This window comes from Calothrix sp. PCC 6303, from assembly GCF_000317435.1.
GTDB lineage: Bacteria > Cyanobacteriota > Cyanobacteriia > Cyanobacteriales > Nostocaceae > PCC-6303.
On sequence record NC_019751.1, the window covers coordinates 5,612,986 to 5,625,539 of the forward strand.

9 protein-coding genes are annotated in these 12,554 nt (G+C 42.4%); 5 read left to right on the plus strand and 4 right to left on the minus strand.

Features of this window, described 5'->3' with window-relative positions:
* Nucleotides 1–136: 136 nt before the first annotated feature.
* Nucleotides 137–1,717, plus strand: a complete 1,581-nt coding sequence (gene radA, locus CAL6303_RS22705; protein ID WP_015200174.1) for a DNA repair protein RadA — start codon at nucleotides 137–139, stop codon at nucleotides 1,715–1,717.
* Nucleotides 1,718–1,795: 78 nt separating this feature from the next.
* Here the strand turns inward: radA and CAL6303_RS22710 are convergent, their stop codons facing one another.
* Nucleotides 1,796–2,752: an RNA polymerase sigma factor, RpoD/SigA family gene (locus CAL6303_RS22710; protein WP_015200175.1), complete on the minus strand. Its 957-nt coding sequence runs from the start codon at nucleotides 2,750–2,752 to the stop codon at nucleotides 1,796–1,798.
* A gap of 610 nt (nucleotides 2,753–3,362) precedes the next feature.
* Nucleotides 3,363–6,614 carry a carbamoyl-phosphate synthase large subunit gene (carB, locus tag CAL6303_RS22715; protein WP_015200176.1) on the minus strand — a complete coding sequence of 1,084 codons (3,252 nt, stop codon included), beginning with the start codon at nucleotides 6,612–6,614 and terminating at the stop codon, nucleotides 3,363–3,365.
* 471 nt (nucleotides 6,615–7,085) lie between these two features.
* On the opposite strand from carB, the gene CAL6303_RS22720 reads away from it, so the two are divergent.
* The 3 genes from CAL6303_RS22720 (at nucleotide 7,086) to rnhA (ending at nucleotide 9,714) form a co-directional block, all read left to right on the plus strand.
* Nucleotides 7,086–7,709 carry a (2Fe-2S) ferredoxin domain-containing protein gene (locus CAL6303_RS22720; protein WP_015200177.1) on the plus strand — a complete coding sequence of 208 codons (624 nt, stop codon included), beginning with the start codon at nucleotides 7,086–7,088 and terminating at the stop codon, nucleotides 7,707–7,709.
* Between the two features lie 337 nt (nucleotides 7,710–8,046).
* The gene (locus tag CAL6303_RS22725) at nucleotides 8,047–8,457 is read left to right on the plus strand and encodes an Hsp20/alpha crystallin family protein (protein ID WP_015200178.1); all 411 of its coding nucleotides are present in this window, start codon (nucleotides 8,047–8,049) and stop codon (nucleotides 8,455–8,457) included.
* Between the two features lie 351 nt (nucleotides 8,458–8,808).
* Complete coding sequence (gene rnhA, locus CAL6303_RS22730) at nucleotides 8,809–9,714, plus strand: ribonuclease HI (protein WP_015200179.1); 906 nt, start codon at nucleotides 8,809–8,811, stop codon at nucleotides 9,712–9,714.
* 71 nt (nucleotides 9,715–9,785) lie between these two features.
* On the opposite strand, the gene cruG is transcribed toward rnhA, so the two are convergent.
* Both cruG and cruF read right to left on the minus strand, forming a co-directional pair.
* Nucleotides 9,786–10,955 carry a 2'-O-glycosyltransferase CruG gene (gene cruG / locus CAL6303_RS22735; RefSeq protein ID WP_015200180.1) on the minus strand — a complete coding sequence of 390 codons (1,170 nt, stop codon included), beginning with the start codon at nucleotides 10,953–10,955 and terminating at the stop codon, nucleotides 9,786–9,788.
* A gap of 6 nt (nucleotides 10,956–10,961) precedes the next feature.
* Nucleotides 10,962–11,870 (minus strand): gamma-carotene 1'-hydroxylase CruF, encoded by a 909-nt coding sequence (cruF, locus tag CAL6303_RS22740; RefSeq protein ID WP_015200181.1) that lies wholly within the window; start codon nucleotides 11,868–11,870, stop codon nucleotides 10,962–10,964.
* Nucleotides 11,871–12,104: 234 nt separating this feature from the next.
* Between cruF and CAL6303_RS22745 the strand changes: the two genes are divergently transcribed.
* The gene (locus CAL6303_RS22745) at nucleotides 12,105–12,545 is read left to right on the plus strand and encodes a hypothetical protein (RefSeq protein WP_015200182.1); all 441 of its coding nucleotides are present in this window, start codon (nucleotides 12,105–12,107) and stop codon (nucleotides 12,543–12,545) included.
* Nucleotides 12,546–12,554: the final 9 nt, after the last annotated feature.

The following is a 12,554-nucleotide window of genomic DNA, read 5'->3' on the forward strand; positions in this document are numbered from 1 at the left end:
TAGATTAATTTTTACTACCATCTTATTAAGATATCATTCATATAATTCATTAGTGAAATGGTGTAGGCATTGCAGTTGTCGGTTTTTCCTAGCATTCAAAAATTAAGAAACAATTAAGAATACTTAACAAATAAAAATGGCAAAGTCACGCACCATTTACGTTTGCAGTCAATGTGGACACGAGTCACCACAATGGTACGGTAAATGCCCCAGCTGTGGAACCTATAACTCTCTAGAAGAAGAGCTTACCATGCAGGTGTCGGGTGATTCACCAAGTCGAGGGGTAGGTGCTTGGCATAGCCAACAGGGGCAGGGTAAAGCGGCTAAAAAGCCACCACAACCTAGATATTCTCTCAAATTTGACCAAATTACTGATCGTCAGGTAACACGTTGGGAATCAGGTTATGGAGAATTAGATCGGGTATTAGGTGGAGGTGTGGTTCCCGGTTCGATGGTACTCATCGGTGGTGATCCGGGGATTGGTAAATCTACTTTGTTACTTCAAGTATCAAATGAATTATCACAAAGATACCGAGTGCTGTATGTTTCGGGAGAAGAATCAGCCCAACAAGTCAAATTAAGGGCTTCACGTTTAGGTGTGGCTAAGTTACAAAATGAAGTCAGTGGTCAGGAAAAAGAAGTCCATCAAAATGGGAATGGCAAAAGCGCAATTGTAGAAGTAATAGAAGTCAAGGAAGATGTCAAAAATAATACTTCTAAAGTTGAAGTTTTAGAAGGAGTTGGGGCTGATTTATATATTTTGCCGGAAACAGATTTAGAAGAAATACTGAGAGAAATAGATTCCCTCAGACCAAATGTAACGGTAATTGATAGTATTCAAACTGTATTTTTTCCCAGTTTAACTTCTGCCCCTGGTTCGGTGGGACAGGTGCGGGAATGTACGGCTGCGTTGATGAAGGTGGCAAAGCACGAAGATATCACAATGCTAATTGTGGGACATGTAACCAAAGAAGGTGCGATCGCAGGTCCCAAAGTATTGGAACATTTGGTAGATACGGTACTTTATTTTGAAGGAGATAGATTTGCATCCCATCGGTTGTTACGAACTGTAAAAAACCGTTTCGGTGCCACCCACGAAATTGGTATATTTGAAATGGTTTCGCATGGATTAAGGGAAGTACCAAACCCCTCAGAATTATTTTTAGGCAACCGTGATGATCCATCCCCAGGTAGTGCAATTACTGTAGCCTGTGAAGGTACACGTCCCATAGTTGTGGAACTTCAAGCTTTAGTTAGTCCCACCAGTTACCCCTCACCTAGGAGAGCAAGTACAGGTGTAGATTATAGTCGTCTGGTGCAAATTCTCGCTGTTTTAGAAAAGCGGGTGGGAATCCCCATGTCCAAACTAGATTCCTATGTTGCTTCCGTCGGTGGATTAAACGTGGAAGAACCAGCTGTGGATTTGGGTGTTGCTATAGCTATCGTTGCCAGTTTCCGCGATCGCATTGTGGATCCAAGTACTGTATTAATTGGAGAAGTTGGTTTAGGGGGACAAGTACGTTCAGTTTCTCAGATGGAACTGCGACTTAAAGAAGCTGCCAAATTAGGCTTCAAACGCGCTATCGTTCCCAAGGGTACCAGCTTTCCAGAAATTGGTATCGAGATTTTACCAGTTGCCAAAGTCATTGATGCCATTATTGCTGCCATCCCCCAACATAGTTTAGAAGATAGCGATTTGGAACCAGATGACGAATAGTTGTAGAGACACGATATATCGCGTCTCTACAAATCAGTTTGTATGTATCAGCATCCTGGAGTAAATCGGGTTTCTGAATTAACTTGCTAAATATTCGTTAATTTCCACCTTAGATTTACGGAGTTTTGTCAAAGCTTCTCGTTCAATTTGTCGCACTCGTTCACGACTAATATTGAGAATTTCTCCAATCCGCGCTAATGTCATTGACTGACCATCCTTTAACCCAAAACGCATGGATATAACTTCCCTTTGTTGGGGTGTGAGGTTTGCCATTAACCGCTCTAAATCATTTGATAACGAGGATTGCATGACAAATTCTTCCGGGGATGCACCAGTATCTTCGAGCATTTCACCCAATTCTGTATCATGATTATCTCCCAAACGCAAATCTAGGGAAAGGGGCAATCTGGCTTTTTCCAGATATTCCCGTACCTGTGCGGGGGTCAAGTCCAATTCTTTTGCTAACTCACCAGCAGAAGGTGCGCGTCCCAATTTCTGTGATAGTTGACGCTGTGCTTTTTTAATTTTGTTGAGTTTCTCGGTGATGTGAATTGGTAAACGGATAGTCCGTCCCTTTTCGGCAATAGCACGAGTAATAGCTTGGCGAATCCACCAGTAGGCATATGTAGAAAATCTATATCCTTTGGTGGGGTCAAACTTTTCTACACCCCGTTGCATCCCGATACTACCTTCTTGAATTAAATCTAGAAGATCAACGTTACGCTTGAGGTACTTTTTGGCAACAGATACAACCAAGCGCAAATTGGCTTCCACCATCCTGCGTTTAGCTTCATCTGCATCCGCGATCGCTTGATTCAATTCTAGGGGTTCTAGCTCGGATGCGATCGCCCACTCTTCTAAAGTTGGTTCATGACCCAATTTTAGTGCGAGTGATTCCCTGACTTCATTTAAAACAACAGCACGTTGTACTTGTTTACCAAATTTGATCTCTTCCTCGTGGCTTAAAAGTGGTACCTTACCAATCTCACGCAGGTAAGTCCGCACGAGGTCTGTAGCAGTCTGAGCGGTCTTCATAAACTTTCGCTATGGTAGTTTGGTTGGACGATAGTAGATGAGTGCTGGTAGATGCGTTTCAAAGCTCTAATCCAGTCGTATAGGAACTTTGTGTTTTGTGGAAATAGCGCCCCAACTACGAGGACGATAATTAGAATCAAATATTGATTTTCTTATTATTTGCTAGAAGTTACTGCATTTTTTGCCCTTCTCGCAAGTATCTATAGTTAGATACAAAGTAGCCTCACTGATATTTAACTTATGCTTGATTATTAATAATTGTAACATTTGTTAATTTATTTGTGTAGTGGAGTAAGTTGAAGTTTTTCAAGGCTTTCACAGGTCTTTGGTGATGCCTAGGGTGTCATTATCTAATAATTTTTCTTGTTAAACCATAAATATAAGATAAAGTTTCTAATTTTTGTAAGAAAACTCAATGGTATCTATAAGCCTTTAGAGAAGGCAGGGGAGGTAGGGGAGCAGGGGAGGGGGACTCGGTGTATCTAACTGGTTTTCCAGGCTGCATTTCTCATCTGGGTTTTGCAGCGTGGAGGCTGGGCAAAGTGTTGACTAATTTCTCGGTTTCCCCATCCCCGTTTTCTCCCTGCTCCTTTCCCCCTATCTACCAATGTTAGTTATACTCTTGGAGAGCTTTTACACCCAAAGTAGTATTTTGCAAAGAACGAATAGCAGCGGCAGTGGCTTTGGCTGCGGCGATGGTGGTAATGGTAGGTATTTTGTAAGTTAGGGCAGTACGGCGAATTAATCTAGCATCAGTGTGGGCTTCTTCTCCAGAAGGTGTGTTGACAATAATTTGGATTTTGTGGTTTTTGATGGCATCAAGCACATGGGGACGACCTTCGTGTAGCTTGAGAATTAACTCCACATCTAAGTTATTTTCTCGGAGAATTCGCCGAGTTCCATCAGTAGCAATAATAGTGAAACCCAAATCGATAAATTCCTTAACAACATTAACGGCAGCCGCTTTATCACGATCATTCATCGACACAAATACAGTACCAGTGAGGGGTAACTTTTCACCTGCACCTAACTCAGCCTTAGCATAAGCCCTGCCAAAGTCCACATCTATACCCATAACTTCGCCAGTTGAGCGCATTTCTGGTCCCAACAAAGTGTCTGTACCAGGAAACTTGTTAAAAGGTAGTACAGCTTCCTTCACGGCGATGTGAAGAGGAATGACCTCTTGAGTAAAATTAAGTTCCTCTAAAGTTTTACCTGACATAATTAATGATGCCAGTTTTGCCAGGGGTATGCCTGTAGCTTTCGACACAAAAGGGACAGTTCTTGAGGCTCTGGGATTTGCCTCTAAAATATACACTTGGGGTTGGGGAGTTTGGGCACCAATGACAGCAAATTGAATATTCATCAAGCCGATGACTTTAAGCGATCGCGCTAACTCAGCCGTCCAGGTTCTAATTTGTTGGAGGATACCAGGTGCTAGAGAAATAGAAGGCAAAGCGCAGGCAGAATCACCAGAATGGATTCCCGCCTGTTCGATGTGTTCCATAATACCACCAATTACTACCCGTCCGGTGTGATCGGCGATGGCATCCACGTCTACTTCGATGGCGTTTTCCAGGAATTTATCAATTAAAATCGGGTGTTCTGGCTCTACAAGTACCGCGAAGGTCATGTAACGTTCCAGTTCGGTATCAGAATAGACTATTTCCATTGCCCGTCCACCGAGAACATAGCTAGGACGAACCACCACCGGATAACCGATACGTCGAGCAACTACCAAAGCATCTTCATAGGTGCGGGCAATCCCATTAGGGGGTTGGGCAATATTTAACTCTTGGAGAATTTGCTCGAACCGTTCCCGATTTTCCGCTGCATCGATGGAGTCGGGAGAGGTTCCCCAAATTTTGGTAGTTAGTCCCAATTCTGGGTTATTGATGGCATTTTGCAGAGGAATCGAAAGTTTGAGGGGTGTTTGTCCGCCAAATTGGACAATTACACCAACGGGATTTTCTGCCTCAATGATGTTGAGGACATCTTCCTTAGTTAACGGTTCAAAGTATAACCTGTCGCTGGTATCGTAATCAGTGGAAACAGTCTCAGGGTTGGAATTCACCATAATTGTCTCATAGCCTGCATCCTTCAGGGCATATGCTGCATGACAACAACAGTAGTCAAATTCGATACCTTGACCAATGCGGTTAGGTCCTCCCCCCAAAATCATTACTTTTGGTTTGTCGGTGGGGAGAATTTCGTCTTCTTCTTCGTAGGTGGAATAGTGGTAGGGGGTGAAAGCTTCAAATTCCGCAGCACAGGTATCTACAGTTTTGTAAACGGGAATGACACCTAGTTGTTTACGGAAACTGCGAACTTGATCTTCATCGGTTTTGGTAGCAAATGCAATTTGGCGATCGCTAAATCCAAAACGCTTAACCTCATACATTTGCTCTTTTGTCAATTGTTGGAGGGGTGTGCGTTTGAGAAACTTTTCAAGATCGATAATTTCCTGTAATTTATCCAAAAACCAGGGGTCGATTCCCGTTAATTCAAAGATTTCCTGATTAGTAATCCCTAATTGCATCGCATGACGCACCGAGAAAATCCGCTCTGGGTTTGGAGTCCGCAGTTGAGCGCGAATTTGTTCACCACTAGGTAGTTTCTCAGTGCGATCACATCCCCAACCCGCACGTCCAGTTTCCAAGGAACGGATGGCTTTTTGGAAGGATTCGTTAAAGGTGCGTCCAATTGCCATTGCTTCCCCCACAGACTTCATCTGAGTAGTTAAGACAGCTTCGGAACCGGGGAATTTTTCAAAGGCAAATCGAGGAATCTTTGTCACCACATAATCGATGGTGGGTTCAAAGGAAGCAGGGGTTTGCTTGGTGATATCGTTTCTAATTTCATCCAGGGTATAACCAACTGCCAACTTCGCCGCCATTTTCGCAATGGGGAAACCTGTTGCTTTACTTGCCAAAGCCGAACTGCGGGATACACGGGGATTCATTTCAATTACCACCACATCCCCATTCACCGGATTCACAGCAAACTGAATATTAGATCCACCCGTTTCTACACCAATTTCCCGAATAATTTTGATGGCAATATCCCGCAACCGTTGATATTCTTTATCGGTAAGGGTTTGTGCGGGGGCAACGGTAATGGAATCCCCAGTGTGAATCCCCATGGGGTCGAGATTTTCAATCGAGCAAATAATTACCACATTATCTGCTAAGTCTCGCATTACTTCCAACTCATATTCCTTCCAACCCAACAAAGACTGATCAATGAGGATTTGGGAAACTGGGGAAGCATCAATACCTCCCTGAGCCATTTCGGCGAATTCCTCCTCATTGTAGGAAATACCTCCCCCAGTTCCCCCCATAGTGAAGGCAGGACGAATGATTAAGGGATAGGTGCCGATACGTTGCGCGATCGCTTTTGCCTCATCCAGGGTTGAAGCCGTACCACTGGGGCAAACATCAACCCCAATCTTTGCCATCGCTTCGTTAAACAACTTCCGATCTTCGGCTTTCTCAATTGCTGGTAACTTGGCACCAATTAGCTCCACATTGTACCGCTCCAAAACCCCATTTTTTGCCAGAGCCACGGCAATATTCAGTGCCGTTTGTCCCCCCATCGTTGGCAGCATCACATCTGGACGTTCTTGGGCAATGACTTTTTCCACCATTTCTGGTGTCAAAGGTTCAATATAGGTTCTGTCGGCAGTTTCCGGATCTGTCATGATGGTTGCCGGGTTGGAATTCACCAACACCACCTCATAGCCTTCTTCCCGTAGCGCTTTGCAAGCTTGAGTTCCCGAATAGTCAAACTCACAAGCCTGTCCAATTACAATTGGACCAGAACCGAGTAACAAAATCTTTTTAATATCTTCGCGGCGTGGCATAGTCTTTGCCCTGAGGTATGAGAATACAAATCCTGATTATTTTAATGGTCTTTATCCACCAATCACGCTATTTGCAATAACTTTTCCTTTATTTGCTCTCAGTATTGGGAAGTAATATTTATTTTTTCTTCAGAAATAACTGAGAAAGAATTGCATTTAAGTTATCATGTTTAAAATACTAATCTCTCATTTTTATTATTTGGTGGGTAAATAAGCGGGGGCTATATGACTCATCAACCAAGACTAGTAGTCTGTCAATCTTATTTTGACGGTTATATACATCCAGAATGCTGTAGAGACGTAGCACTAGTACTTCTCTACAACCATAATTTTTATCTTGACAGACTACTAGGAGTAAAAAGAATTGCTCGGCTTTGAGGGCTATCGGCTAGTTCTTCTCTGGGATTGCAGCAATTTGAGACGATTAGTATCAACTAGTTAAAAGTATTTACTAACAAGGAGTTATTTAGCATGGGTAAACTAAATACAAGTCAAACTTCAGAATTTTGTTTAGAAGGACGTTTTTTAGAATACGCGATCGCAGACGGTTATAAACTCAAAGGTTTGGTTTTGGGAACCGCTGAGGGTGAATGCTATGTGAAACTTGGCAAGCACCTACGTTCTAACTTCGTTGGCAAATTACAGCGGGGAACTTGGTTAGAAATTGTTGGTACCAAAAAATACTCTTCAAAAACTGGTGAATTCCAACTCAAAGCTGAACGAGTGATGACAGGAAGGGAAGACGGTGAAGCATATATTACACCCCAGGAACCGGAGATAATTCCACCGGCTAAAAAAACTACTATTTTAATGTGTCAAAAATCTGATTGTATGAAGAGGGGAGGCAGGGAACTTTGTCAAGCCCTAATTCAGCAATTAAGCGATCGCGCTCTTGATGAAAGGGTTACTATTAAAGCCACGGGATGCATGAAAAACTGCAAAGGTGCGCCAAATATCATCATGCCGAATAAAACCCGCTACAGCGGCGTAAAAGCAGCACATGTCCACGCATTACTGGATAAACACTTTGGGAAAGTTATTCTCAAACCTGCAGTTAGCATAACAGCAGCCACCTGTTCTCTTGCTCCAGTATAAGATTAGGGTGTGAATTAGCCCACAGGTGTGGATTTTATTGGAAGTCAGCGTAAAACCTTGATCCTTTAGGGCAGGGATATAAGCTGCGTAGCTTGAGTCGAAGAACGAAACCCAACATTTGGGGGGTTTGTCGGGTTTCACCACAATTATCCTTAACTGGAAAACCGTACCTAATATTCGTGTTTTTACTACCTCTATCTTTGGTTCGGTTATCATCAAGAATAGAGGTGATAAAAACCGTATTTGTAATTATTTAAAATGTCATTAATATAATAACTAAGGCAGGAATAAATGCCGCGTTTAATCTAAATATATACTTTACTGGAGCAAGATGAGTATGTTGGTACGTTATAATCCTTGGGCTGATATGACTGCAATGCAACGTCAACTCGAATCTTTGTTTGAAGACTTGCAAACACCAGTATTTAGAACCCCAGCAGTAGAACTGCACGAAACCGAAGATGCAATTAATCTAAAACTGGAATTACCCGGTATTGAAGCCAAAGACATCGATATTGAAGTCACAGAAAATGCAGTTAAAGTATTTGCAGAACGCCAATCTGAAGCTAAATCTGATACCCGTTCGGAATTCTATTATGGTAAATTCCAGCGTGTGATTCCTCTCAAAACAAAGGTTCAAAATACTGCTGTCAAGGCTGAATATAAAGACGGTATTTTGAATTTAACATTGCCTAAGACTGTTGAAGAAAAGAATAAGGTAGTCAAGGTAAATATAGAGCAAAACTAAACTATATAGTCATTGCATCTGCAACGTCATAGAGTAAAGAAAGCCTAGTTGTGAAAGCAATTAGGCTTTTTTTTCGAGACCATATATATTCCCCCACGAGCATAGTTTAAGCTGTGGTTAAGTAATCTATATTTCTTTGCACCGTGGTTTTAGATGGTGCGATAGCGAAATAATCACAAAAACTCCGCGATTGCTTCCTCCCAATGCCTTCCGCTTGCAACGACAAACAAGGTGTTCATCGGGTCAAGTAGTAAATGAAATGCTGAAAATACACATTAAATGGTTTATGATTTACTTCCATGATTACCAAAAGTAATTTGCACCTAATGATAGACAACTCACCTAACAACTATGTCTGCACGCACAATTGAAAGTATATACACAGATGGGGCATGTACCGGAAATCCGGGTCCGGGTGGTTGGGGTGTTGTCGTTTATTTGAATGACGGTTCAGTTTACGAAATAGGTGACGGCTGTCGCCAAACTACCAACAACCGGATGGAAATGCAAGCGGCAATTGCTGCGTTGCAGTATTTTCAACAGTCTGGACAATCGGAACCAATTACCTTATACACAGATAGTGAGTATCTAATTAACTGTGTCACCAAATGGGTGAAAAGTTGGAAGAAAAAAGACTGGAAAAAAGCTGATGGTAAACCTGTACAAAACCAAGATTTATTGGAAGTTCTGGACGAACTGAATAATCGTAAAGTTAAATGGCAACATGTACGGGGTCATGCAGGTAACATTGGCAACGAAAGGTGTGATGTGATCGCACGAGCTTTTGCAACGGGGAAAAAGCCACAACTTAAACAAGAATCATCTCCCCCAACTCATGTCCCCTTAGACAATATGAGTGAAATAACTGTAGCCAAAGAGCCTGAGGTTACAGCAAACTTGACAACAAATAACCCAAAATCCACAGCAGTGAATACTGTTGAGCATGATATGACAATGATGGAGCCATCTCTTGCACCTGCAACACATACACATGAAAATGTACCCCATGAAACGCGGGTGGTGCTACTCCGTAATTTGGTTGAAACCCTTCGCATTGCTGACGAAGTTGCGGAAAAAGGTTTTTTAATTACTAGTTCTGAGCTTGCTGATTTAATGGATGTTCATGCTAGTGCTGTTACTAGTCGTGGTGATCAATGGCGTTGGCGTAATTGGATTGTATCGCGGGTGCGCCGAGAAGGAAACCAAATTCTCTGGGAACTGGAACGGGGTGATCAGGTGGAAAGTGAAGAGGAGTAAGGAGTAGGGGAGCGGGGGGGAAGAGAGCAGGGAGCAGTGGGAAAGGATTTGATCACCTTACTGTTCACTGTTTAAGAATACTTTCTCCCACGCCATTTTTTGGGTTTTTTGAGTGCTGATAGGAGGATGCGGAAAACTGCTAAGGGATCTGCTAATGGTGAAAGCCAAAATAACCAACTACCCTTAGCTTGACTGAAGTCGTAGGAGGATGCGATCGCAAATAGCATTCCAAAGCGTATTAGCAGCAAAAATGAGTTCAAACCCAAAAGCAGAGATACTGTTAGGGAAACTGATGGCAACCAGGGGAGGAAAATAAATAATACCACCAAGGGTAAAGCTTGTACTGAAACCAAAAACCAGATATCTCCCCAAGTTTGAGTTGCGGGTGCAGCGTCTTTTAAATCTAAGCTGCGTCCCCACTCATTCCAAGTTTCCACTGCACCCTCATACATCCTAACTTTTAAAACTTTCGCACCATCCAAGAAACCAACTTTAAATCCAGCTGCGGCAATATTTCTTGCTAATGTGACATCATCACAAAAAGAACTCTTAGCACTCATATATCCACTGACAGCAGCTAAGACAGAACGACGACAAAGAAAGCACTGCCCGTTTGCCATAACTCTTTCTGGCTGGTCTGCATTAATTCCAGCAGGTTCAAAGCGATACAGCAATGTCATTAATAATGCTGGCTGCAACCAACATTCACCGGGATATTTAAGAATAAACTGGGGTGAAAGGGAAATTAAATCATAACCTTGGGTTGTGGCGATATTAACCAAACTAGCAACTAAACCCGGATGTGGTTGAGTATCAGCATCCATACCCAAAAACCACTCACTACCTTCACAACTGTGAATAAAACCATTGTGTAATGCCCAAGGACGACCAACCCAACCTGTGGGTAAAGGATCATCTGTCATTACCCGAAACCGAGGATCTTGGATTTGCGCAGTTTTGACTAAATCAGCGGTACCATCAACTGAGTTACTATCTACCACCAACACTTCCCGGAGTTCATAGCTTTGACGACTCAACCCTTGTAATAGGGGGGAAATACGTTCGGCTTCATTTAGGGTAGGAACGACAACGCTAACGCTACCCAACATGTCTAAGGTTGGTTTTTGTGGTTGAATGGGTGGTTGACGTTGGGGTCCTTTTAACAGTCGTGAGAGTAAGATGGCGACTGCGGGGAGTTGGATTGCTAGTAGTAGCAGCGCTGTAAAACTCTCTAAGATCATTGGCATCTATTTTACTGTAACTTCCACAGGTGTAATTACCATATCTGTCTGTTCCTGAATCATTGCTGAGGATGAATTGGTTTTTACTGCCTTCCACCACAATAGAGTTACCGGAATGACTCCGAAAACAAAACCGATTAAAACTGGTATGGCAAATCCTTCACCTAGGCTAAGTCCGGCTGCGAAGGCAAAATTAGCTATATATATAGCCATAGGAAGATTGAGTTTTTGGCGGTTCATTTCAATAGATGTATTTCGCCAAAAAAGAGCCGCAATTGTCATAAACAGACCGCTAGTACCAAACCAACCGAGATAATTACGGTAAGGTGTGCCAAAAAATGCTCCTGGTTCTTGCCAATACCAAAATGGCAGTGAGGATTGACTCATGGCTGGTTCTAGGGCAAAATCCCAGCAGGTAAAGAGCATTGCGCCTAATGCGATCGCGCTAACTTGCCGCCATATACTTGATTTTGATGTCACCCCAATACCTGCACGGACAATTAGGTAAGCTGATAATCCGACGTAAAACCAAGATAAGGGAATCGTAAATGGCACTAAACCAGCGATTTTATACCCCAAGCCGTTGAGATAAGTATAATCGCCAAAAGGAAAACCCGTGCTGGTTCCCAACAATTCACTTCCTACTGAGATGAATACTGCTGGTAACATAAATCCTAGCCAGGTTTTGATACCTAAGATTCTATATGCATATATTGAGACAGCGATTGTCCCTAAAATAATATCAACAACGCCACCTTCAGACATGCTGATGCGAATGGCTGATTCTCCAATATCTACAAAATTCATGATTGTGTTGGCATTGGGTATCACCAGTAGAATCCCTACTAACCCAAATACCTTTGCCAAAATATGACCTGTCAGACATACGCGCTCAATGATCTCAAGTTGTCTCATAATAATCCCTTTACCGACATATAAATCCTGCCTACTTGCTTATCAGTTTACAAATGTTTAAGAATATTTTTTACAATTTCACTGGTTAATTTTCTAATTTTGAGGTGAGTCCATTGCTTTTGAGAAGAAATTGATCGCTGTTGTTGAGCTTACCGCCACTTGGACTATAGTTGTTTTATTGACCCAAAACTTTTTTATTGCCTCCAAACCCTCACTTGTGGGAAATATTACCAAATGTCTACCACCAAAGGACTTCCCTGGCTTTCTTTGTTACTAATTGTACTAACTTACGGTAGCTTAGGTTGGACAGTATCCCAATTCCAGTTTGCGGCATACGCTTGGGTACTGATTGCTACGGCTATCCTCTTTTTAGTGGCTTTATTGACTCATTCTTGGAGTGCGATCGCTAGATACTCTAAATTTATATTTAAATCAAATACCAGATCCTTTGCGATCGCAGTTGTAGGTGCGTTCATCATATTTTTAATGACTGCTTGGTTCCGTGTTTTCCTGGATACTCTACTTGTGGTTGCCGCAACTATTTTGATGCGAATTGACTTGCAAACAGTAGGTCTACGAGAGGGAAAAATATTTTTGCTTGTATCGTTTCTTGCTGCACTCGGTTTTGCCTTGGGTGTATTTATCCACAAATCCCAGACTTATATTGCTGTTTGATTTGATTCT